Source organism: Curtobacterium sp. MCLR17_059 (genome assembly GCF_003234665.1).
Lineage (GTDB): Bacteria > Actinomycetota > Actinomycetes > Actinomycetales > Microbacteriaceae > Curtobacterium > Curtobacterium flaccumfaciens.
In genome coordinates, this window is the sequence record NZ_QKSU01000001.1 from 643,904 (window position 1) to 666,940 (window position 23,037).

General features: G+C 71.5%; 17 protein-coding genes. 8 read left to right on the forward strand and 9 right to left on the reverse strand.

Translation table 11 applies throughout. From position 1 onward, the window contains the following. Positions 1-108: 108 nt before the first annotated feature. The 3 genes from DEJ12_RS03260 to DEJ12_RS03270 all read right to left on the reverse strand — a co-directional run bounded on the left by DEJ12_RS03260 (position 109) and on the right by DEJ12_RS03270 (position 2,629). Positions 109-1,893: a putative T7SS-secreted protein gene (locus tag DEJ12_RS03260; protein WP_375334589.1), complete on the reverse strand. Its 1,785-nt coding sequence runs from the start codon at positions 1,891-1,893 to the stop codon at positions 109-111. Positions 1,894-1,895: 2 nt separating this feature from the next. Next, positions 1,896-2,225, reverse strand: coding sequence for a DUF6507 family protein (locus DEJ12_RS03265; RefSeq protein WP_128780490.1), 330 nt, complete (start codon positions 2,223-2,225; stop codon positions 1,896-1,898). Between the two features lie 107 nt (positions 2,226-2,332). Continuing rightward, positions 2,333-2,629, reverse strand: coding sequence for a WXG100 family type VII secretion target (locus DEJ12_RS03270; RefSeq protein WP_071404660.1), 297 nt, complete (start codon positions 2,627-2,629; stop codon positions 2,333-2,335). Between the two features lie 107 nt (positions 2,630-2,736). On the opposite strand from DEJ12_RS03270, the gene DEJ12_RS03275 reads away from it, so the two are divergent. Beyond that, positions 2,737-7,152 carry an FtsK/SpoIIIE domain-containing protein gene (locus DEJ12_RS03275; protein WP_111029010.1) on the forward strand — a complete coding sequence of 1,472 codons (4,416 nt, stop codon included), beginning with the start codon at positions 2,737-2,739 and terminating at the stop codon, positions 7,150-7,152. Positions 7,153-7,273: 121 nt separating this feature from the next. On the opposite strand, the gene DEJ12_RS03280 is transcribed toward DEJ12_RS03275, so the two are convergent. The 6 genes from DEJ12_RS03280 to DEJ12_RS03305 all read right to left on the reverse strand — a co-directional run bounded on the left by DEJ12_RS03280 (position 7,274) and on the right by DEJ12_RS03305 (position 11,922). After that, the gene (locus tag DEJ12_RS03280; protein ID WP_071404662.1) at positions 7,274-7,885 is read right to left on the reverse strand and encodes an FHA domain-containing protein; all 612 of its coding nucleotides are present in this window, start codon (positions 7,883-7,885) and stop codon (positions 7,274-7,276) included. Next, positions 7,885-8,493, reverse strand: a complete 609-nt coding sequence (locus DEJ12_RS03285; protein ID WP_071404663.1) for a hypothetical protein — start codon at positions 8,491-8,493, stop codon at positions 7,885-7,887. The genes DEJ12_RS03280 and DEJ12_RS03285 overlap by 1 nt, the downstream gene beginning before the upstream one ends. A 5-nt stretch (positions 8,494-8,498) precedes the next feature. After that, entirely contained in the window at positions 8,499-9,338 is an 840-nt protein-coding gene (locus tag DEJ12_RS03290; RefSeq protein ID WP_181433174.1) for an oxygenase MpaB family protein, read from the reverse strand. Further along, complete coding sequence (locus DEJ12_RS03295) at positions 9,335-9,700, reverse strand: hypothetical protein (RefSeq protein ID WP_146245604.1); 366 nt, start codon at positions 9,698-9,700, stop codon at positions 9,335-9,337. The genes DEJ12_RS03290 and DEJ12_RS03295 overlap by 4 nt, the downstream gene beginning before the upstream one ends. Positions 9,701-9,757: 57 nt before the next feature. Further along, the gene (locus tag DEJ12_RS03300; protein WP_035809242.1) at positions 9,758-10,057 is read right to left on the reverse strand and encodes a hypothetical protein; all 300 of its coding nucleotides are present in this window, start codon (positions 10,055-10,057) and stop codon (positions 9,758-9,760) included. Between the two features lie 233 nt (positions 10,058-10,290). After that, the gene (locus tag DEJ12_RS03305; protein WP_111029013.1) at positions 10,291-11,922 is read right to left on the reverse strand and encodes a RecQ family ATP-dependent DNA helicase; all 1,632 of its coding nucleotides are present in this window, start codon (positions 11,920-11,922) and stop codon (positions 10,291-10,293) included. Between the two features lie 243 nt (positions 11,923-12,165). Here DEJ12_RS03305 and sucC point away from each other — a divergent pair, with 243 nt between their 5' ends. The 7 genes from sucC (at position 12,166) to DEJ12_RS03340 (ending at position 23,005) form a co-directional block, all read left to right on the forward strand. Beyond that, entirely contained in the window at positions 12,166-13,335 is a 1,170-nt protein-coding gene (gene sucC / locus DEJ12_RS03310) for an ADP-forming succinate--CoA ligase subunit beta (protein ID WP_111024796.1), read from the forward strand. A gap of 11 nt (positions 13,336-13,346) precedes the next feature. Further along, on the forward strand, positions 13,347-14,234 hold the full coding sequence (sucD, locus tag DEJ12_RS03315; protein WP_071404667.1) for a succinate--CoA ligase subunit alpha: 888 nt from the start codon (positions 13,347-13,349) through the stop codon (positions 14,232-14,234). Between the two features lie 141 nt (positions 14,235-14,375). Beyond that, positions 14,376-16,427 (forward strand): DUF6350 family protein, encoded by a 2,052-nt coding sequence (locus tag DEJ12_RS17930; RefSeq protein ID WP_181433173.1) that lies wholly within the window; start codon positions 14,376-14,378, stop codon positions 16,425-16,427. A gap of 41 nt (positions 16,428-16,468) precedes the next feature. Then, a complete protein-coding gene (gene purN / locus DEJ12_RS03325; protein WP_071404669.1) occupies positions 16,469-17,062 on the forward strand; it encodes a phosphoribosylglycinamide formyltransferase in 594 nt (197 codons plus the stop codon). After that, positions 17,059-18,693: a bifunctional phosphoribosylaminoimidazolecarboxamide formyltransferase/IMP cyclohydrolase gene (gene purH / locus DEJ12_RS03330; protein WP_111029014.1), complete on the forward strand. Its 1,635-nt coding sequence runs from the start codon at positions 17,059-17,061 to the stop codon at positions 18,691-18,693. Before purN ends, purH begins: the two co-directional genes overlap by 4 nt. Positions 18,694-19,295: 602 nt before the next feature. Further along, on the forward strand, positions 19,296-21,104 hold the full coding sequence (locus DEJ12_RS03335) for an ABC transporter ATP-binding protein (RefSeq protein ID WP_027466673.1): 1,809 nt from the start codon (positions 19,296-19,298) through the stop codon (positions 21,102-21,104). A 101-nt stretch (positions 21,105-21,205) separates the two neighbouring features. After that, positions 21,206-23,005, forward strand: a complete 1,800-nt coding sequence (locus DEJ12_RS03340; protein ID WP_111029108.1) for an ABC transporter ATP-binding protein — start codon at positions 21,206-21,208, stop codon at positions 23,003-23,005. Positions 23,006-23,037 lie beyond the last annotated feature (32 nt).

The following is a 23,037-nucleotide window of genomic DNA, read 5'->3' on the forward strand; positions in this document are numbered from 1 at the left end:
GCGGCGCGACCATCGAGTGATAACGACCATCCGGGGAGCGTTCGGGGATCGCGAGCCAAGATTCCGACCTTGGTAGGAGCGACCTACCCGACCGGGAGAGCCCCATTCTCATCGTGGCGTGCTGTCATGGCGCAGGTCGTTCAAGTAGTCGAAGGGGATGGCGTTCCCGCTCCGCAGAGACCAGCTTCCAAGGCGCTTGAGTCCGTCGCCGTACTCGTTCATACGCATCGTGTAGTCCGACGGCGACGTGGTGGCTGCGTCCATCGCCGGATGGTCGATCACGTTGGCTGCGGCCGACCAAGTGCTGCGGTCCCCGGGGATGAACACTTCTGTTGCGCCGCCGGCGCCGTACTGGGTGTTCGCGACAGCTGTGCCTTGGGCGTGGGGGATCGGTGCGGTGACTTCATAGGTAGTGCCGTCCGTCCGGAAGTTCTGGTACGGGCCGCGCTCGTCGTGGACGCCGATCTGTACCGACTCCGAGTACCTCCGCGCATCACCACCGGCGGTGATGAGATCGGACGTCGGGCCGTCGCTGACGACGAAGAACTCCCCGTTCCCGACAACCTGCAGACGCTTGCCGACAAGCGCAGTCGGGTCACCGGTCGTCCAGGGATCGACTCCCGGGTATCCAGCTCCCCAAGCCGACGGCTGTCCTTGCCAATGGCGAGCTCTTGCCGCCATCGAGGGAGCGTCCGACCGCCAGTAGGAGTCAAGCCCGTTCTTGAAGCCCTTGAGCGGATGCGCCAAGTCCTGCCGGATGCCGTTGCCCCCGCCGACCACGAAGGCGCGAAGAGATTCAAGGGTTCGGAGCGCAGTGCCGTGACGGACGTTGGACAGCAGATGGCGCGCAGGAGCGAACAGCGTTCGAGCCTCGGAGCCCACGTGCCGACCAGCGGAGCTGAACTTGGATGCGAGAGAAGCGCCCTTCGCGAACTCCCTCCCGATCTTCGCCGCGGTGGTGATTCCCTTCCCACCGGGCACACAATCGAGCAGCGCGAACGCGAGGTCCCACCCGTCGGCGGTGCCCTTGCTCATCTTGTACAGGGTGTCAGCGAGCACGAGCAGCGCTGCGCCGAGCACGATCCATGCGAGCGGTCCGCCGATGATCATCGCGATGATCCCACCCACCGCCACGACGACCTTCGCCACCGACACGATGGTCTCCCACGCCTCGGACCCGAAGATCTTGTCCCACGTGGACTGCTTCCCGAGGCCCGCGTCAGCAGCTTCACCGATCTTCGTCGCGGTCCGCTGCTCCGCGTCCTGCCAGTCACCCTTCGCATCCGCCACGAGCCGCTTCGCCGCATCGATCCGCGACTGCGCCGCCGAGATGTCCCCCTGCGCCGAGCTCACGGACCCCTGCGCGACGGAAGCGTTGTCGGACGCTGCCCGCAACTGCGCCGGCGAGGGAACATCCACCCCGTCCGGCACGTCGGAACCCGCCGGGTACTTATCCGCGACCTTCGACAGGTCCTTCGACGTCGACTCGTAGTGCGACAACGTCGACTGCGCATCCGCCAACCGGTCCTGCGCCGCGGCGAGGTCCCCGGTGGCGTCCTTCGCGTCCGCCAACGCACCATCGGCCCGGTACTGGGTGTCATCGACCGTGTCAGCCCACCCCGACAACGCCGTCGCGGCGAGTTCGTACGAATCGACGAGCTTGGTCAGGTCCGACGGGGTGTCCTCGATCGCGTCGACGAACACATCCGCGGCTTCACCCTCCCAGTCGGTCAGCCACCCGGACCCCTTCACCGACTTCAGTCGGGTCGAGGCGTCATCGGCTGCGTCGGAGATGCGCTGGTACTCCCGCGCCATCATCCGCAACGTCGACGGATCACCCTTGACCGGATCATCACCCTGATCGACGACGTCCCACCCCGACGGTCGCCCCACGACTACTGCGCCCTCGAGGCAGCGGGTCCGCCGCCGCCGTTCTCGTCGTTGACCTGCAGGGCCTGTGCCAGCTGCTCGTCGGTCTCGGTGTAGGTCTCGATGGACGAGCTCAGCATGTCCGCCAACGCCTTCGTCGACTCGCTGATCTTGTCCCGCTTGTCGCCCCAGCGGTGGTCGAAGTCGTGCAGAGCGTTCTGTACCGTCCCCGAACCGATCTCGTCGTCGGACGCGTCGACACGCTTGTGCGCCTGCTCGAGCGTGCTGTGCACGGTCGTCAGGTCGTTCTGGAGCTCCCCGAGCCCCATCAGGTCAACCAGCAGTTTGCCTGCCACGGAACAATCCCTCCCCGATCACGAACCGGCGCCGTCAGGACGGCGCCACAGGAACCGCGACGACCCCGTGCCCCACGCGATCGCGGGGCACGGGGTCGACGACGGTGTCAGCCCTTGAGGCCGGAGGCCAGCGACTCGTCCGTCTCGGACAGGGTCTGCGAGGCCTTGGAGAGGAACGTGGAGAGGCCTTCGAGTCCCTGGACCGTCTGGGTCACGCCACGGTTGAACTCGTCGTAGGACTCGCCGAACGCGACCGACGACTTGTCGGTGACGTAGCCGTCCGAGATGAGCTGCTGGATCTTGCGCTGCAGTGCCGACAGACGGTCTTCGATGTCTGCCTGGCCCGCCTTGAGGTCGGAGGCTGCTGCCTCGAGGTCTGCGTACGAGACGTTGATGTTCGCCACGGTGTGACTCCCTTTCCCCGGAGTTTCGTTTGTCCCCCCAACGGGGCGTGTTGCAGGGGACACTACCATCGTCCTGCGACACGAAGTCAACGCTACGGGGGAATGCCATGACCTTCACGTTCACGATGGTCGACCGCGAGAGCGGCCAGACCGCGAACGTCTACGTCGACGGCGACGACTCCCGGGCGGTGCGCGAGCTGGTGGCCGAGGCCGAGCGCCTCATCGCCACGGACGTCGTCGCCTCCGGCCGGACCCCCGTGTACTTCGTCGGGGAGCAGCCGCTCGACCTCTCGGCGTCGGTCGCCGAGTCGGGCGTCCGCGAGGGCGTGGTGGTGCGCCGGAGCCTCGAACAGGTGCCGCCGCCGCCGCTCCGCCCGCTGACCGACGCCGAGGTCCGGATCGTGTCCGGGCTGCACGCGGGGACGATCGTGCGGGTGAGCACCGGCACGATGACCATCGGTACGGCACCGTCCGCGCACGTGCGGGTGCCGGTGAGCACCACGGACGAGGTCGAGGCCGAGGCGTCGGGGTCCGACACGGTGCCGGACATCGCACTGCTCGTCACGGTGACGGCCGACGGCGCGAAGGTGCGCCCGGCGAACGGCTTCTCCGGCGCGCTGCTGGACGGCGAGCCGGTCACCGAGGAGACCGACTGGCCCGAGACCGCACAGCTCGCGGTCGGCGGGGTCCTGCTCGGCTTCGGCCGCGCCCCGAACCGCGGCGCCCACCTGTCCCTGGCGGACGACGGCATGTCGCTCGAGTACAACCGACCGCCGCGCATCCTGCCGCCGGACGAGCACACCCGCTACCAGCTGCCCCCGCCGCCGACCGAGCCCCCGGCCCGGGCGCTCCCCATCCTGATGGCGCTGGCGCCGATGGGCATGGCGGTCATGTTCGTGTCGACCACCGGTCGCTGGATCTACCTGCTCATCGCCCTGCTGTCGCCGATCCTGATGATCATCACGGGCCTCCAGGGCCGCCGGCAGGGCAAGAAGACGTACCGGCAACGCGTCGTGGAGTACGAGGACACCAAGGCGCGGATCGAGGCGGACGCGACCGAGAGCCTCCAGTCCGAACGTGCACGCTGGATCGCGAGCGCGCCGGACCCCGCCGCCGTCTACGAGACGGCGGTCACGCCCCTGCCGCGCCTGTGGGAGCGACGCCGGACGGATCCGGACCACCTGCTGGTCCGCGTCGGCACGGCGACGCAGCGCTCCGAGGTCACCATCGAGGACCCGGAGCAGCTGTCCCACAAGCGGACCGTCGCGTGGGACGCGACGGACGTGCCGGTGCGCATCCGCCTGGCCGAGCGCGGCGTGATCGGCATCGCCGGTCCGGACGACGACGCCCGACGACTCGCGAACTGGGTGGTCGCGCAGCTCGCGACGCTGCAGAGTCCGAAGGACGTCACCTTCACGCTGCTCACCGACACCACACGCACGTCGCTGTGGGAGTGGATGTCCTGGCTGCCGCACGTCCGCCGCGACGGTGCGGACCAGCCGATGACGAGCATCGCCTCGAACGCCGCGTCGACCGCGCGGGCGATCGCCGAGCTCGCCGCGATCATCGACGCCCGCAAGGAAGCCGGGATCGGCAAGAAGACCCCGCCGGCCGACGAGATCGTCGTCGTGATGGACGGCGCGCGCCGGCTCCGCGCGATGCCCTCGCTCGTGCAGGTGCTCAAGGAGGGGCCGTCGGTCGGGGTGTTCAGCATCTGCCTCGACCTGGACGAGCGGCTCCTGCCCGAGGAGTGCGACGCCGTGGTGGTCGTCCGCGACGACCGGGTGCGGGTCACCCAGCAGCGCAGCGAGCGCATCGACGACGCACGCCCGGACCTGGTCGACCAGGACTGGCTCGAGTGGGTCGCCCGGTCGCTGTCCCCGATCGTCGACGCCAGCCCGGACGTGCAGGACGGCGCCATCCCGTCGTCCGCCCGGCTGCTCGACGTGCTCCAGCTCGAACCGCCCACGTCCGAGGCCGTGCAGGCACGCTGGCTGCTCGGCGGCCGCAGCACCACCGCCGTGGTGGGGGCGTCGATCGACGGGCCGTTCGCGATCGACCTGCGGAACGACGGCCCGCACGGCCTGGTCGCCGGGACCACCGGTTCCGGCAAGTCCGAGCTGCTGCAGACGATCGTGGCGTCCCTCGCCGTGGCGAACCGGCCGGACGAGATGAACTTCGTGCTCGTCGACTACAAGGGCGGTGCGGCCTTCAAGGACTGCGTCGACCTGCCGCACACGGTCGGCATGGTCACCGACCTCGACACGCACCAGGTCGAGCGCGCGCTCGAGTCGCTCGGCGCCGAGCTGCGCACCCGCGAGCACGCCCTCGCCGAGGTCGGGGCGAAGGACCTGGAGGACTACCAGGACCTGCAGGCCAAGCGCGCGGCGAACGGGGACACGATCCCGAGCCTGCCGCGGCTGCTCATCGTCATCGACGAGTTCGCCTCGCTCGCCCGCGAGCTGCCCGACTTCGTGAAGGGCCTGGTGAACATCGCCCAGCGCGGTCGCTCGCTCGGCATCCACTTGATCCTCGCCACGCAGCGTCCGGGCGGCGTCGTGTCGCCCGAGATCCGCGCGAACACGAACCTCCGGATCGCGCTGCGCGTCACCGACCAGTCGGAGAGCCAGGACGTCATCGGCGCGAACGACGCCGCGCGGATCGCCAAGTCGACCCCGGGGCGCGCCTACGTGCGGCTCGGCGCTGCCTCGCTGCTGCCGTTCCAGTCCGGTCGTGTGGGTGGGCGCCGGCCCGGCTCGGACGACCAGGAGGCCCGCCCCGCCCTGGTCCGCGAGCTCACGTTCGCCTCGTACAGCGATCCAGCCCCCCGCCCGGCCGCCGTCGAGGCCGCGGCCAGCGACGTGGAGGTCACCGACCTGAGCGTCCTCGTCGCGTCGATCGACGACGCCACCCGCGCCCTCGGCACCCCCGAGCAGCGGAAGCCCTGGTTGCCGCCGCTCGGCGAGGTCGTCGGGCTCGACGACGTCGAGGCGACCGGCACCGGCGACCTGGCACCCCTGGCGGTCGCCTGGGGCGTCGAGGACCACCCGGGTGACCAGCGGCAGCGCCCGGCGGTGTTCGACCTCGACGCGGACGGTCACCTGTTCGTCATCGGCTCGCCGCGCTCGGGCCGCAGCCAGACGCTCCGCACCCTGGCGGGGGCGATGGCCCTGCGGCTCGGCGTCGGCGACGTGCACATGTACGGGATCGACTGCGGCAACGGTGCCCTGCTGGCCCTTGGTGCGCTGCCGCACTGCGGCGCCGTGGTGCAGCGGCACGAACCCGACCGGGTCTCGCGGCTGCTCGGCATCCTGCTCCGCACGGTGCAGGAGCGCCAGGCCGCCTTCGCCGCCGGTGGGTACTCGTCGATCGCCGAGCAGCGGACCGACGCGGGCACCGTGCCGATGCCGCACATCGTCGTGTTCCTCGACCAGTGGGAGAGCTTCATGGCGACCCTGGCGGACGCCGAGAACGGTGCGCTGCACGACGCCGTCCAGACCCTGCTGCGCGAGGGCGTCGGCGTCGGCGTGCACCTGGTCGTCTCCGGCGACCGCACCCTGACGTCCGGCCGGATGTCGAGCCAGGTGGAGCGGAAGCTGCTGCTCGCCCTGGCCGACCGCGGCGACTACAACTACGAGGGCATCAACGGCAAGAAGCTGCCGGAGTCGATCCCACCGGGGCGCGGGTTCCGCAACGCCACGGCGACGGAGACCCAGGTCGCCGTGCTGCCCGGCGGACTCGGGGGCCGAGACCAGGCAGCCGCGCTGCGGGGCATCGGTGACGAGGTCCGTGCGCACGTGCCGGCCGACGCCCCGAAGCCGTTCCGGATCGACGTGCTCCCGCGCTCCATCACCTTCGCGGACGCCGTGCGGTACCTGCCGTCGGCCGAGGCATCGGTCGGCCGGGTCGCACTCGGTGTCGGCGGCGACGAGCTCCGGCTGTTCACGCACGACTTCGTGCAGGACACCCCGGTCTTCATCGTCGGCGGCAGCCCCCGCTCGGGCAAGAGCACCGCGCTCGTCGCGATGGCCCGTCACGTGCTGTCGGCGGGTGGGTCGGTCGTCGCGGTGACACCGCGGGAGTCCCCGCTCCGAGCACTCGACGGAGCACCCCGCGTCACGGTGGTGACCGACGGCGCCATCGGGGCCGAGGGGTTGTCCGCCGCGATCGACACCGGCTCGGACGGCTTCACGCTCGTGCTGGTCGACGACGCCGAGGCCCTGAAGGAGTCGCCGGCCGAACCGGTGTTCCGGGCGATCATGGACTCCGACCGGGGTCGTTCGGTCGGGCTCGTCCTGGCCGGTGACGTCGAGGGCGTGGCGAGCGGGTTCCGCGGCTGGCAGGTCGACGCGAAGAAGGCGCGTCGGGGCATGCTCCTCGCACCGCTCAGCACCGTCGACGGCGACCTGATCGGCACGAAGCTGTCGAAGAGCCTGGTCACCCAGGACCGCGTCGCGGGTCGGGCGCTGCTGAACGACGCCGACCAGGCGCTCCGACTCGTGCAGGTACCGGCCGGCGACTAGCGCCGGTCGCGGGTCGTCGGCCGCGGGGCGCCGGCCGCGGGGCGCCGGCCGCGTGGGCGCCAGCCGCGGGGGCGCAGCCCAGAGCCTGCGCGCCCCGGATCCGGCCCGGTCCGGGGCCTGCTCAGCCCAGCGGCGTCTCGCTGACGAGTCCGACGGCGGGTTCGGCGCGGAGCGTGTGCCCGCCGAACACCACGGTGTCGCCGGGCTGCACGGTCGTGCGCTGCGACGGCACGAGCATCGCCGCGGGGAACCCCGGGCGCTGCAGCTCGACGCCGTTCGCCGAAGCGGTGTCGAGCACCCAGAGGGAGCCCTCGGCGCCGAACCCGAACTCCAGGTGGGTGCGGCTGAGCAGCCGCTCCGGGTCCTCCAGAGCGATCATGTGGGCGTGTCCGCCGTCCGGGTGGGCGCTCGCGGGGTCACGGCCGATCAGCCCGCCACCCGACACGGTCACCCGCTGGGCGCCGTCGAGGACGAGCACGGCAGCCGCTGCCTGGCGGGCGGGGGCGGCGTCACGACGGGCGGTGGTTCCGCCGGACGACCCGAGCGGTCGGCCGGGCAGCTGCGCCACGGTCGCCCGGACCCGGTCAGCACTCGCACGCGGAGCCGGGGGCGGTGTGGTGACCGACCGGGCGAGCTCGCCGCGCTGGGCCATCTGTGCCAGGTCACGCTCGTCGACCCGCTCGACGACCGGTTCGACGACCTTGCGCTTCTTCCGGAACGGCCAGAGGCGCATCAGGACGCCTCGCTGCCGACCGCGGCGGAGTCGATGAGCTCGAAGGTGTCGGTCACGGTCTCGAACAGTTCGTACAGGGGCTCGGCCAGGTCGGTCGCGGGCGACGAGACGCTGACCAGGGCGACCTGGTCGCCGGCCGGCACGAACGTCTGCATGAGCACGACGTCGAACGACCCGCGGCCGTCCGGCGCCTGCACCGTCGAGACACCCCAGACGCGCGGCACCCGGCCGACGCGGGGGACCTCGTGCACGTCGACGTGCATGCCGTCGTCGTCCCCGCCGAGTGCGGCGACGTGGTCGGTGAGCGCGGCGAGCGGGTCGCCGCCGGCCTCGGGCGCGGGCAGGACCGTCACGGTGAGCGCACCGGAGACGATGCCGTCCTCGCTCGGCTCGGCGAACGCGGCGCAGTACCGCGCGCCGCTGTCCCACGCCGAGCGGGCGAACCGGCGGAGCACCCGGACGATCTCGGTGCGGTGGTCCCACAGTTCCCGGTGGTCCTCGATGCGTTCCTGCACGAGGGCGCTGATCCGGTCGTCACGGCGTTCCGGTTCGACCGGGAGCTCGAACCAGGACCGCGGGACCGTGATGGCGAAGTGGTCGACCGACATGCCCGCTACCGTACCGTGGCGTACCGCTCCGCGGTCCGCCGCATCGCCCGCAGCAGCAACGGCCCCGGCAGCCGCAGCAGGGCCCCCGGCACCAGCGCCCGCACCCCGGCCACCACCCGGACGGTGCGCCGGAAGCGCCGTTCCTCCCGCGGCCCCCACGCGAAGCCGTACGCCGTTCGCACCCGTTCCGGCAGCATCCCCACGGTCACGATGCGGACGAGGGGCATCGCCGCCCGCACCCACAGCGGCGCGAACCGCGGGTGCAGCAGGTCGCGGACGACCCCGCGGGCGTCGTCGGTGACCTCGAGCCCCTCCAGCGTCCGCTGCCAGTACCGGTCGAACGCCGCCACCGAGGTCGGCCAACGCTCCGGCGGCACCCGCAGTGCGGTGGCGATCGGAGCGTAGGCGGCGAGGACCTGCTCGGCGCGGGCCGCGGAGACGCGTGTGCCGAACAGGTCGTGCGCCCGCCGCGCGGAGTCGAACAGGGTCGCGGCCACCCAGAGCTGCCGGTCGACGTCGTCGGCGCCGGCGACGGGCTGGTGCGCACGGTTGACGAAGCCCGCTGCGGTCGCCGAGTCGGTCTCCGTCCCGATGACGACGGCGTAGACGAACATCAGGGTGTGGGCGAGCCGCTGCTGGGGTCGCCGGGCGAAGTCCGAGTGCCGCCGGACACCGGCCGCGACGACCGGGTCGGCGATCTGCAGCAGGATGGCGCGGCCGCCCGCGGCCACGGGAGTGCTGTCGGCGAGGAACCGACGCAGGTGACGGTCGTGGACGCGACCAGCAGGCGGACGGGAGGCACGGCGCGGGTCGTGTGTCGCGCCTCCAGGCCGTGGGGTGGTCACGCCGCACCCCGTCGGCGTCGCGCCCGCAGGACGGGCCACAGGTCCGCGGCGATCGCCGCCAGGAGCGCGACGGCGCCGACGACCAGGGCGACCAGTGTATACGAGGCGTCGACGGGTGCGTCACCGGTGAGGGCGAGGAGCGTCGCGACGAGCCAGATCGCGGGGAGCGGCCAGAGGCGGGTCGGTGATCCGGTGACGACCGCACCGACGACGCCGACGACGAGGAGCGGGACCCAGCGGCCACCGGGCTCCGAGCGGGCGGCGAGGTGTGCCGCGGCGGCGACCAGCAGCATCGCCGCGACCGCCAGCAGCCGCGCTGCCGAGGGCATGCTGCGGACGCTGGAGCGGACTCGTCGGAACACGGCCCGATGCTACCGAGCCGTGTCCCGGGGGAGCCTGATCAGCTCAGAGATCAGCGCTCAGAGCGGCTTCGTGCCGAGGTCGTTGCCGAGGTCGGCGCGGTCCTCGTCCTGCTCGTTCTCGTGCTCCCACAGGTCGGGCGAGCCCTCGCGCGGGGACCCGCCGGTCGGACCGTCGTCGGAACCGTCACCGGGCTGCGGCTCCACCGTCTCGCCGGCGACCGCGTCGTTCGTCACCGTCTCGAGGGACTCCTCGGCCTCGTCCACCTCGTACGGGCCGACGTGCTCACGGTCGATGTCGTCGTCGCGACGCTGCTGGGACTCGAAGTCGTCGACGGGGCTGATGCCGGGGTCGCTCATGGTGGTTCCTTTCCGTTGCGGGCTTCCTGCCTACCCGCCGGCGCTTGGCGGCCGTCCGGTTTCGTGTCGTGTTCACCCGGGCGTCACCTTCCGGTCACACCGCCACGGCAGCATCGCCGATGCTCGGGGGAGTGGAGCGCGGTCGCCGACGGGTGGTCGAGCGACCGCGCCTTCCCCGCCCGGGTCGTCCGGGCCCGTGCGCCGGGCGCCGGTGCGCTTCGTCCGTGCCGCTGTCAGACGCGTTCGAGCAGGTCGCGTTCCTCGACGTCGGCGAGTGCGAGGGTGCGGTAGCCGGCGGACTCGAAGAACACCGTGATGCGGTCCTCTTCCGTGCTCATCACCACGCCCGTGCCCCACTCGGCGTGCTCGACGCGGGCGTCCGGCGGCCACGCTTCGTCGTTCGCACCGTCGGCGACGTGGGCGGAGGCCTCACGGGCCGTGCCGGACGAGCAGGTGTCGCAGTTGCCGCACGGCTCCGGCAGCTCGTCGCCGAAGTAGCCGAGCAGGAACTGCCGGCGGCACCCGGTCGTCTCGGCGAGCTGGCGCATCATCGCGATGCGGGACTCCTCGACCCGTTCCCGTTCGGCGGCACGGTCGGCTGTCGCACGTGCGGCACGGTCGGCGTCCTGCGGGCCGTCCGGCACCCGGGAGACACCGTCCACGTCGTCGCGCAGGGCGCCGGCGTCGAGCAGGGCGTTGAGTGCTCGACCGGCGGTGCGGGCCGACAGGCCGGAGGCTTCCACCAGCGCGGAGCGGGCGATCGAGCCGGTCGCCGGGACGGCGTCGAACACGGCCCGGACCGAGGCGGGCCGCGGCGAGCCGGACGCGAAGAACGTGCGCAGGCCGAAGTCCTCGGCGCGGTAGTGCAGGGTGGCGCCGGCCGGTTCGGCATCCCGCCCGGCCCGCCCGATCTCCTGGTAGTAGGCGTCGATCGACTCGGGGACGTCGGCGTGCACGACGTACCGGACGTCGGGCTTGTCGATGCCCATGCCGAAGGCACTCGTCGCGACCACCACGTCGACGTCGCCGTCCAGGAACCCGGTGTGCACGGCCTCGCGCTCCGCCACCCGCATGCCGGCGTGGTACGGCTGCGCACGACGACCGCGGGCGGCGAGGGCGTCGGCGTACTCCGTCGTCGCCGCGCGGGTGGCGACGTAGACGACGGTCGGCCCGTCGAGCTCGGCGACCTGGTCGACCACGGCCTGGCGCTTCTCGGCGTCCTCGGCGTGCCGCACCACCTCGAGCCGGATACCGGGACGGTCGAACCCCGAGGCGAGCACGAACGGGTCGCGCATGCCGAGCCGCTCGACGATGTCGTCCCGGACCGGAGCGGAGCCCGTCGCGGTCAGGGCGAGCACCGGCGGTCGGCCCAGGCGCTCCGCGACCTCGCCGAGCGCCAGGTAGTCCGGTCGGAAGTCATGACCCCACGACGAGATGCAGTGCGCCTCGTCGACGGCGACCAGCGCGACCCCGGCGTCGCGGAGTCGCTCGAGCACGTCGTCCTTCACCAGCTGCTCGGGGGCCAGGAACACGTAGCCGACCTCGCCCGCGGCGACGGCGTCCCACGCGTCGGCGACGTCCCGTGCCTTCTTCGTGGCGTTCAGGGCGACGGCGCGGGGGGCGTCGGGATGGTGCTCGAGCCCGACCACCTGGTCCTCCTGCAGCGCCACGAGCGGGGAGACGACCACGACGAGGCCGTCCAGTCCGAGGCCGGCGACCTGGTAGATCGCGGACTTCCCGGATCCGGTGGGCATGACCGCCAGGGCGTCGCGGCCCTCGAGCACCGCGTCGATGACGGACTCCTGGTCGGGGCGGAGCTTCCAGCCGAAGACCTCGGTGGCGCGGGTACGGAGTTCGGGTTGCACCGATCCACAGTGCCGAGCGCCAGCTCGGGCCGGTCCCAGCGGTGCGCGCAGCGGCTCACGCGCGTCCCGGTGCCCGGTCCCGATCGGCTTGTACTCGGGTGTGCCCCGACGTGCACCGGCCGTCCACCGAGCAGCGCTAGGCTGCGTGGCGGCCGTTGTCTCGACATCGAGCGACCCTCGATGTGGAGTGCGCGACCGGGAAACCGATGCCGATCGCACGAACCGTGCGGGAAGAAGAACAGCGTGGATCTTTTCGAGTATCAGGCCAGGGACCTCTTCGAGTCCTACGGCGTCCCCGTGTTGCAGGGGATCATCGCCGACACCCCCGAGCAGGCGAAGGCGGCGGCCGAGAAGATCGGTGGCGTCGTGGTCGTCAAGGCGCAGGTGAAGGTCGGCGGTCGCGGCAAGGCCGGCGGCGTGAAGGTCGCGAAGACCCCGGACGAGGCGTTCGAGCACGCGCAGGCCATCCTCGGCCTCGACATCAAGGGCCACACCGTCCAGCGCGTCATGGTCGCCCAGGGTGCGGACATCGCCGAGGAGTTCTACTTCTCCGTGCTGCTCGACCGGGCCAACCGCTCCTACCTCTCGCTCACCAGCGTCGAGGGCGGCATGGAGATCGAGCAGCTCGCCGTCGAGAAGCCCGAGGCGCTCGCCCGGGTCGAGGTCGACCCGCTGACGGGCATCGACAAGGCCGCCGCGCTCGAGATCGCTCGGCAGGCGAACTTCCCATCGGAGCTGCAGGACGCCGTCGCCGACGTCTTCGTCAAGCTCTACGACGTCTACAAGGGCGAGGACGCGACCCTCGTCGAGGTGAACCCCCTCGTCCGCACCGGCGACGGCCAGATCCTGGCACTCGACGGCAAGGTCTCGCTCGACGAGAACGCCGACTTCCGCCACGAGGGCCACAAGGACCTCGAGGACACCGCCAGCGAGGACCCGCTCGAGGCCAAGGCGAAGGCCCACGGGCTGAACTACGTCAAGCTCGACGGCCAGGTCGGCGTCATCGGCAACGGCGCGGGGCTCGTCATGTCGACGCTCGACGTCGTCGCCTACGCCGGTGAGCGCCACGGCGGCGTGAAGCCCGCCAACTTCCTCGACATCGGCGGCGGCGCCTCGGCCGAGGTCATGGCCAACGGCCTCGACGTCATCCTCGGCGACCCGCAGGTGAAGAGCGTCTTCGTGAACGTCTTCGGCGGCATCACCGCGTGCGACGCCGTCGCGAACGGCATCGTCGCCGCGCTCGGCATCCTCGGCGACGCGGCCACCAAGCCGCTCGTCGTGCGCCTCGACGGCAACAACGTGGAAGAGGGTCGTCGGATCCTGGCGGAGGCAGCGCACCCGCTCGTCACCGTCGCCGCGACCATGGACGATGCGGCCGAGAAGGCCGCCGAACTCGCCGCCGCAGCGGCCTGAAGGGACTGACCATGTCGATCTTCCTCAACAAGGACTCCAAGGTCATCGTCCAGGGCATCACCGGTGGCGAGGGCACGAAGCACACCGCCCTGATGCTCAAGGCCGGCACGAACGTCGTCGGCGGCGTGAACGCCCGCAAGGCCGGCACCACCGTCACCCACGGCGACGTGTCGCTGCCGGTCTTCGGCTCGGTGCGCGAGGCCATCGACACCACCGGTGCCGACGTCTCGATCGTCTTCGTCCCGCCGGCGTTCGCGAAGGACGCGGTGATGGAGGCCATCGACGCCGAGATCCCGCTCGTCGTCGTCATCACCGAGGGCATCCCCGTGCAGGACTCGGCCGAGTTCTGGGCGCACGCCAAGGCGAAGGGCGGCACGACCCGGATCATCGGGCCGAACTGCCCGGGCATCATCACCCCGGGGGAGTCCCTCGTCGGCATCACCCCGGCGACGATCACCGGCAAGGGCCCGATCGGGCTCGTCTCGAAGTCCGGCACCCTGACCTACCAGATGATGTACGAGCTCCGAGACCTCGGCTTCTCGACCGCCATCGGCATCGGCGGCGACCCGGTCATCGGCACCACGCACATCGATGCGCTCGCCGCGTTCGAGGCCGACCCCGAGACCGAGGCCATCGTGATGATCGGTGAGATCGGTGGCGACGCGGAAGAGCGTGCGGCCGAGTTCATCAAGGCGCACGTCACGAAGCCCGTCGTCGGCTACGTCGCGGGCTTCACCGCTCCCGAGGGCAAGACGATGGGCCACGCCGGCGCGATCGTGTCCGGTTCGGCCGGTACCGCCGAGGCGAAGAAGCAGGCGCTCGAGGCCGCCGGCGTCAAGGTCGGCAAGACGCCGTCCGAGACCGCCGCGCTGCTGCGCGAGGTCGTCGCCGCTCGCTAGCGACCAGCCCGTTCCGCAAAACACCGGTGTTCGTCGGTTGAACCGCGTCCTGCGCGTGTTCGTCCTGCGAACACCGGTGTTTTGCGTCGGCAGCCGCGCGGCTCCGGGGCGGCCGCGCGAGGGGCACGTATCCTCGCTGCGATGAACCGCCTGGGAACCGCTCTGCTCGCCGCGATCGAGGCGGTCGTGACGGTCGGCGTCGGCATCGGGATCGCCCTCGTGCCCCTGACGCTGCTCTGGGGGTTCGAGTACGGCCTGCAGGTCGACTGGGACGTGTTCTGGAAGGCCACCGGCAGCGTCTGGCTCGTCGGGCACGGCGTCGACGTCTCGTTCCTGCTCGGGTCCGCACTCGCCAAGAGCACCGGGGTCAGCGGCGCAGCCGACCCCATCCACGTGACCCTGGCGGCCCTGGGGTTCGCGGTCGTGACGGCCTGGCTCGGCGCCCGCGCCGGACGTCGGTTCGCGGAGACCGAGCACCGCACCACCGGGCTGCTGGTCGGGACCGCCGTCGTCGCGCTCCTCGGTCTGGCCGTCGCACTGTCGTCGACCTCGGCTGCCACCCGCCCCACGCTCTGGCAGGCCGTGGTGCTGCCGGCGCTCTGGTTCGGGATCCCTGCACTCGCCGCCTCCGAGGTCTGCCGTCGTCGCCGTGACCTGCCCGCCGACGCCGGCACCCAGCGGGTCATCGACCTGGTCGACCGCATCCCCGCCGTCTGGCGGACCGTCGCCGGGTTCGGCCTGCGCGCCGGGACCGCCGCGACCGCCGTGGTGGTCGGGGTGGCCGCGGTGCTGGTCGGCCTGCTCCTCTTCACCTCGTTCGCCGAGGTCATCACCCTGTACGAGCAGTCGCACGCCGGGGTCATCGGCGGCGTCGCGCTCACCGTCGGGCAGCTCGCGTTCCTGCCGGACTTCGTCGGGTGGGCCACCTCGTGGTTGATCGGCCCCGGGTTCGCCATCGGCACCGGGTCGAGCGTGTCCCCGATCGCCACGACCCTGGGCCCGATCCCCGGGCTGCCGGTCTTCGGCGCGCTGCCGACCTCTGGTCACACCTTCGGGCTCGTCTGGATCCTCGTGCCGGTCATCGCCGGGTTCGCGATCGGCGGCTCGATGCGGCCGCGGTTGGTGCGGGCCCTGGGCGCCGCGGACTCCGCGCTGCACCGTGCGCTCGGCGGTGTCGTCGCAGGACTCGTGGCCGGAGTGCTCACGGGGCTCATCGCCTGGGTGTCCTCCGGTTCGTTCGGCCCCGGGCGCCTTGCCGACGTCGGTCCGCACGCCCTCGCGGTCGGCGGGTTCGCCGCACTCGAGGTCGGCCTGCCGGCGATCATCGCCCTCGCCGCGGGCAGTGACCTGGTCCGGCTGCCGGACCGCGGATGGACGCGGGAGCGCTGGACCGAGGCCGACGAACCCGACGATGCCCACGACACGGCGCGCGCCGGGGTCGACGTCGGCGAGGGGTCCCTGCTCGCCGCGCTCGACCAGGCCGGCGCCGGGCGCACCACCGACGTGCACCGCTTCGTGGTCGAGGAGTCCCACGACGGGTCGACCGCTGCACGGCCCCGCGCGACGACCGAACACGCGACCGAGCCGGTCAGCAGTGAGCCGGTCGGCAGCGCGCCGATCGGCAGCGAGCCCGCCTCCGCACCCGCACGACCCGCCTCCGCGCCCGCACGGCCTGCCTCTGCACCCGCGCCCGTCGCACCGCGTGCCGGCGACACCGACCACGACGTCGAGCTCCCCGACTGGGCGAAGACCGACGCGGTGGCCGCCGACCGTCTGGCCGCCGAGCCCGACCCGGAGCGCCGCAGTGCCGGACGAGCAGCGCTGGGTGGCCTCCGCGACCGTCTGGCCGGCGCGGCCGAAGGGGTCCGAGGTCGAGCCGGTGCACTCCGCGACCGCGTGACCGGCTCCGACGCCGAGCCGGAGCAGCCCAGCCCCGAGCGGCCCGCAGCCCCCGCACCCGCTCCGGTGCCGACCGACGCCCAGCCCGCGTTCCCGTGGAGCACCGAGGAGTTCGTGGCCGGCGGCGACGACGTGGACGAAACGGCCGAGGCGGACCGCGTGGACGTCGCGCCCGACACCCGAGCGCCCGCCTCGAAGCCGGCGGAGCCGTCCCGCCCGGCGAAGTGGGACGTCACCGACCAGATCCCCGAGGACGAGCTGCCCTGGTGGCGGCAGCCGAAGGACGACCGGTAACAGCGCCCGTCGCGTGCGTGCCTGCCGGTAGGGTTGGTGCCGTGCTCGAACTGGTCGTCCTGATCTCCGGTACCGGGTCGAACCTCCGAGCCCTGCTCGAAGCGACCTTCGACGCCGAGTACCCCGCCCGTGTCGTCGCCATCGGTGCCGACCGTGACGCCGAGGGTCTCGGCCTGGGCGAGGAGTTCTCGATCCCGACCTTCACGGTGCCCTTCACCCGCTACGACTCCCGCGCCGAGTGGGGCCAGGCCCTGGCGGAGCAGATCCGCCCGTGGTCGCCCGACCTGCTCGTGCTCTCCGGCCTGATGCGCCTGCTGCCCCCGGCCGTGGTGTCCGAGTTCGCCCCGGGGATCATCAACACCCACCCGGCGTACCTGCCCGAGTTCCCCGGCGCCCACGGCGTGCGGGACGCCCTGGCCGCCGGGGTCACCGAGACCGGTGCGAGCGTCATCGCGGTCGACGACGGCGTCGACACGGGGCCGATCCTCGCGCAGGAGCGCATCCCGGTGCTGCCGGGCGACACCGAGTCGACGCTGCACGACCGCATCAAGCCGGTCGAGCGCCGCCTGCTCATCCAGACCATCCTCGACATCGCCAACGGCACCACCGACCTGAAGGGCACCCCGAGCGCATGAGCGTGCACGCAGCCGACCCCAGCCTCTACCGCGACCGTGACGTGGTCCCGGTCCGCCGTGCACTCATCTCGGTGAGCGACAAGTCCGGCCTGCTCGAGCTCGCCGGCGCACTGGCCGACTCCCGGGTCGAGATCGTGTCGACCGGCTCCACCGCCCAGACCATCCGCGACGCGGGCTACGCCGTCACCGACGTCGCGAGCGTCACCGGGTTCCCCGAGTCCCTCGACGGTCGCGTGAAGACGCTGCACCCGTCGGTGCACGCCGGCCTGCTCGCCGATCTGCGGCTCGAGTCGCACGAGCAGCAGCTCGCCGACCTCGACATCGCGCCGTTCGAGCTCGTCGTCGTGAACCTCTACCCGTTCGTCGAGACCGTGGCGTCGGGTGCCGACACCGCGACCGTGGTCGAGAACGTCGACATCGGCGGCCCCGCGATGGTCCGTGCCTCGGCGAAGAACCACCCGAACGTGGCGATCGTCGTCTCCCCGGCGTCCTACCCCGAGGTCGTCGAGGCCGTCCGTGCCGGCGGAACCACGCTCGAGCTCCGGAAGCGCCTCGCCGCCCAGGCCTTCGCGCACACCGCCGCCTACGACACCGCGGTGGCGTCCTACTTCGCGAGCGACGTCGTCACCGCCGCTGCGGCCCCGACGACCACCGGCGACATCCGGACCCCCGGTGCGTTCGACGAGCACCTGACGGTCGAGGCCGAGCTGTCGGCGACCTTGCGCTACGGCGAGAACGCCCACCAGGCCGCGGCGCTCTACACGACGTCGGACGGCACCGGCATCGCGCAGGCGACGCAGCTGCACGGCAAGGAGATGTCGTACAACAACTACGTCGACGCCGACGCAGCGGTCCGTGCGGCCTTCGACTTCGACGAGCCCGCCGTCGCGGTCATCAAGCACGCCAACCCGTGCGGCATCGCGATCGCCCCGGCCGACGCCGCCGACCCGATCGCCTCGGCCCACGCCGCCGCGCACGCCTGCGACCCGCTCTCGGCGTTCGGTGGGGTCATCGCCGCGAACCGCCCGGTCACCGTGGCCATGGCCGAGACCGTGAAGGACATCTTCACCGAGGTCGTCGTCGCCCCCGGGTTCGACCCCGAGGCGCTCGAGATCCTGTCGCGCAAGAAGAACATCCGCCTGCTCACGCTGCCGGCCGACTTCGCGCTCGCCGACCGCGAGGTCAAGCAGATCTCCGGCGGCTTCCTGGTGCAGGACGCCGACCGCTTCACGGGCTTCGACCAGGCCACCTGGACCCTCGTCGCCGGCGAGCCCGCCGACGAGCAGACCCTCGCCGACCTGGCCTTCGCGTGGAAGGCGAGCCGTTCGGTGAAGTCGAACGCCATCCTGCTGGCGAACCAGGGCGCGAGCGTCGGTGTCGGCATGGGCCAGGTCAACCGGGTCGACTCCTGCCACCTCGCGGTGAACCGTGCGGGTGACCGTGCGACCGGCAGCGTCGCGGCGTCGGACGCGTTCTTCCCGTTCGCCGACGGCCTGCAGGTGCTGCTCGACGCCGGTGTCCGTGCTGTGGCGCAGCCCGGCGGCAGTGTCCGCGACGACGAGGTCATCGCCGCGGCGAAGGCCGCCGGCGTCACGATGTACTTCACGAGCGAGCGCCACTTCTTCCACTGATGTGAACAATCGGTGGCGAACCATTGCGCGCCGTGAGTCACTGTGAATAGTCTGTAAGGCTCCGCGGCAGGCAGCCGACGATCCCTCGGGACCGGCGGCACCGCGGACACAACGGTGACGAAGACGACGACTGGAGTGACGATGGACAACATGACCGGAACCGTGGCGACGGCCGCCCGTGCAGGTCTCGTGTCCGTCGTGGGGACCACTCCCGCACGGCGATCCCTGATCGCACCGCGGCCCCGCGCCGCGGCCGCCGTCTAGTCGGGCCGTTCCCACGGCCCCGCGACGCAGCACCACCGGCGTCCGCGAACCACCCGCCTGAACCCGGGGGACGACTGTCCCTCGGTGCCTCCGGCCCGACCGACGTCACGCGAGTGACGGCGGAGACGCGACCACGCGCCCGGCCGATGATCACCACGCAACGCCACACCGAGCCTCCAGGCCGAAGCCGCGCGACGCGAGCAAGCAAGCAAGCAAGCAAGCAAGCAAGCAAGCAAGCAAGCAAGCAAGCAAGCAAGCAAGCAAGCAAGCAAGCAAGCAGCGAGCACGCACCGCGCAGCGCGACCCGGGGACCCGGCAGACGCATGAGGACGCAACGCATGTCCAAGTCGCCCACCACGGCGCGCCCGTCCACCTTCCGCGCGATCGCGCGGATCTACCCCTACGTGAAGCCCTACCAGGGGCGCCTCATCGGCGGCATGGCCGCAGCGATGGGAGCCTCCCTGGTGGCGCTCGCAATCCCCTACGTGCTGCAGTGGCTCGTCGACGGTCCGCTGTCGTCGCGCGACTCGGCACAGATCTGGCCCGCCGGGCTCGGGGTGCTCGCCCTCGGTGTGCTCGAGGCGTTCTTCATCGCCTCGCGCCGCCGGCTGGTGATGCGCCCCTCGACCCGCATCGAGACCAGCATGCGCAACTCGCTCTACGCGAAGCTGCAGGACCTGCCGGTCGCGTTCCACGACCGCTGGGAGTCCGGGCAGCTGCTGTCCCGATCCGTGTCGGACCTGTCGCTGATCCGGCGCTGGCTGGCCTTCGGCGTCGTCCTGCTCGTCGTGAACATCGTGACGATCGTCGTCGGCTTCGTCGTGCTGTTCACCTTCGGGTGGATCCTCGGGCTGATCTTCTTGATCGCGTCGATCCCGCTGTGGATCAACGGCCTGCTGTTCGAGCGCCGGTACTCCGCCGTCGCACGCCGCAGCCAGGACCAGGTCGGTGACCTCGCCACGAGCGTCGAGCAGTCGGTGCACGGCATCCGCGTGCTCAAGGCGTTCGGTCGCGGCGGCGCCAAGCTCGAGGAGTTCAGCGAGCAGGCCGAGGCCCTGCGCGGCACCGAGATCAAGAAGGCGAAGGCCATCGCCGGCATCTGGCTGTGGCTGCTGCTCGTGCCGGACGTCGCGTTCGCGCTGTGCCTGCTCGCCGGCATCTGGCTCGCATCGCAGGGGCAGCTCAGCGTCGGACAGCTGTTCGCGTTCTTCGCGACGGCGACGGTGCTGCGGTTCCCGATCGAGTCGATCGGCTTCCTGCTCTCGATGACGTTCGACACCCGCACGGCGGTCGACCGCTTCTTCGAGGTCATGGACTCCGAGAACACCATCACGGACCCGGAGCACCCGAAGACGATCGCGGAGCCGCACGGTGCGCTGTCGTTCAACGGCGTGCACTTCCGGTACCAGGACTCCGCACCGCAGTACCCGGACCTGATCAACGGCGTCGAACTGCAGCTGCAGCCGGGCGAGACCATGGCGCTCGTCGGGCTGACCGGCTGCGGCAAGACGACGCTGCTCTCGCTCGTGCCGCGTCTGTACGACGTGACCGGCGGTTCGGTGACGATCGACGGGGTCGACATCCGCGACCTCACCCGCGAAGAGCTGCGCCGGCACGTCGGCGTCGCGTTCGAGGACGCCACCCTGTTCTCGTCGACCGTGCGTGAGAACGTGCTGCTCGGTCGACCGGACGTGCAGGGTGCCGAGGCCGAGGCGCTCATGCGCGAGGCGCTCGACATCGCGCAGGCGTCCTTCGTGGACGACCTGCCCGACGGCGTCGACACCCGGGTCGGTGAAGAGGGGCTGTCGCTGTCCGGCGGCCAGCGCCAGCGCCTGGCACTCGCCCGCGCGATCGCTGCGCGGCCGTCGGTGCTCGTGCTCGACGACCCGCTGTCGGCGCTCGACGTCGACACCGAGGCGCGGGTCGAGGCGGGCCTGCGACGCGTGCTCGCCGACACCACGTCGCTCATCGTGGCGCACCGTCCGTCGACGGTGACGCTGGCCGACCGGGTCGCCCTGATGGAGAACGGCGTCGTCACGGCCGTCGGGACCCACCACGACCTGATGGCCACCAACGAGCACTACCGCTACGTCATCTCGTCGCTCGACGACGACGACGCGACCGCACGACAGGAGGCGATGGCATGAGCCAGCAGACCGACCAGAACCTGCCGGGAGGAACGGCGTCCGTCCCGCAGGAAGCTCCGGACGAGCAGGCTGCCGCCCCCGTCACCGCCTCGATCACCACCATGGGCGTGCGCGGCGAGGAGCGTGAGGACTTTACGAAGGCCGAGAGCAAGCGCCTGCGGCGTCGGTCCCTCGCCCTGCTCGGGTCCCTCGCCGCACCGCTGAAGCTCCGGCTGGTGCTGCTCGGCATCGTGGTCGTGGTCTCGACCGCCGGTACCGTCGCGGGGCCGGCGCTCATCGCGTGGGGCATCGACAACGCCCTGCCCGCGGTGATCGACCAGAACGACTGGGTGCCGGCGTTCGGCGTCGTCGCGACGTACATCGTCGTGGCCGTCCTCGGCGCGGTGCTCACCGCCTGGTACACGGTGCTCGCGGCACGGATCAGCCAGGCGATCCTGTTCGACCTGCGCAAGCGGGTGTTCCTGCACACGCAGCGGCTCTCGCTCGAGTTCCACGAGACCTACACGTCCGGCCGGATCATCTCGCGCCAGACGAGTGACCTCGACTCGATCCGCGAGCTGCTCGACTCCGGGTTGAACCAGCTCATCCAGGGCGTGCTGTACATGGCGTTCACCGCCGTGGCCCTGGTGCTGCTCGACCCGACATCCGGGCTCGTGCTCGCGGTGTCGCTCGTGCCGCTCTGGTTCCTGATCCGCTGGTTCCAGACGAACTCGCAGACGCTGTTCCGCTCCACCCGTGTCACCTCGGCGCGCGTCATCGTGCACTTCGTCGAGACGATGACGGGCATCCGGGCGGTGCAGGCGTTCCGCAAGGAGTCCCGCAACCGTGACGAGTACGGCGGCTACGTCGAGGACTACCGGGTGGCGAACACGAAGGTGTTCAACCTGTTCGGGACCTTCGACCCGGTGCTCGTGCTCATCGGCAACGCCACGCTCGCCGCGGTCGTCATCGTCGGTGGTTTCCGGATCGTCGGCGGGACGCTCGAGGTCGGTGCGCTGCTCGCGGTCGCGCTGTACGCCAAGCGCTTCTTCGACCCGGCGCAGGAACTCGCGATGTTCTACAACGGGTACCAGTCGGCCTCGGCGGCGATGGAGAAGATCTCCGGTGTCCTCGAGGAACGGCCGAGTGTGCCGGACCCCGTGAAGCCCACCCGTCTGGCGGACGCCACCGGGAAGATGGACTTCGACGACGTCGTCTTCGCCTACAACAAGGGCAAGGTCGTGCTGCCGGAGTTCGACCTGCACATCCCGTCGGGGCAGACGATCGCCCTCGTCGGGTCCACCGGTGCCGGCAAGTCGACGCTCGCCAAGCTCATGGCGCGCTTCTACGACCCGACCCAGGGCTCGGTCAAGCTCGACGGTGTGGACCTGCGCGACCTCGACACGAAGGACATGCGCCGCGCGATCGTCATGGTCACACAAGAGGCGTACCTGTTCTCCGGCACCGTCGCGGACAACATCGCGCTCGGCAAGCCCGGTGCGTCGCGTGAGGAGATCGAGGCGTCGGCCAAGGCCGTCGGCGCGCACGAGTTCATCATGGCGCTGCCCGACGGGTACGACACCGACGTGAACAAGCGCGGTGGCCGTGTCTCGGCGGGTCAGCGGCAGCTGCTCTCGTTCGCGCGGGCCTTCATCGCGGACCCGAAGGTGCTCATCCTCGACGAGGCCACGGCGTCGCTCGACATCCCCTCGGAGCGACTCGTGCAGGAGGGCCTGGAGACCCTGCTCGCCGACCGCACCGCGGTGATCATCGCGCACCGGCTGTCCACCGTCGCGATCGCCCACCGGGTGCTCGTGATGGAACACGGCCGGATCGTCGAGGACGGCACCCCCGCCGACCTCATCGCCGGCACCGGGCGGTTCGCCCAGCTGCACGCGGCCTGGCGCGACTCGCTCGTCTAGGCCCCGGTCGGGCTGCACCACGTGGTTGGCTT

Excerpts from the sequence above, each read along its gene's own strand:
- DEJ12_RS03275 (WP_111029010.1), top strand. The coding sequence starts at position 2,737 with ATGACCTTCACGTTCACGATGGTCGACCGCGAGAGCGGCCAGACCGCG.
- sucD (WP_071404667.1), top strand. The coding sequence starts at position 13,347 with ATGTCGATCTTCCTCAACAAGGACTCCAAGGTCATCGTCCAGGGCATC.
- DEJ12_RS03335 (WP_027466673.1), top strand. The coding sequence starts at position 19,296 with ATGTCCAAGTCGCCCACCACGGCGCGCCCGTCCACCTTCCGCGCGATC.
- DEJ12_RS03300 (WP_035809242.1), bottom strand. The coding sequence starts at position 10,057 with ATGAGCGACCCCGGCATCAGCCCCGTCGACGACTTCGAGTCCCAGCAG.
- DEJ12_RS03340 (WP_111029108.1), top strand. The coding sequence starts at position 21,206 with ATGGGCGTGCGCGGCGAGGAGCGTGAGGACTTTACGAAGGCCGAGAGC.
- DEJ12_RS03280 (WP_071404662.1), bottom strand. The coding sequence starts at position 7,885 with ATGCGCCTCTGGCCGTTCCGGAAGAAGCGCAAGGTCGTCGAACCGGTC.
- DEJ12_RS17930 (WP_181433173.1), top strand. The coding sequence starts at position 14,376 with ATGAACCGCCTGGGAACCGCTCTGCTCGCCGCGATCGAGGCGGTCGTG.
- DEJ12_RS03285 (WP_071404663.1), bottom strand. The coding sequence starts at position 8,493 with ATGTCGGTCGACCACTTCGCCATCACGGTCCCGCGGTCCTGGTTCGAG.
- purH (WP_111029014.1), top strand. The coding sequence starts at position 17,059 with ATGAGCGTGCACGCAGCCGACCCCAGCCTCTACCGCGACCGTGACGTG.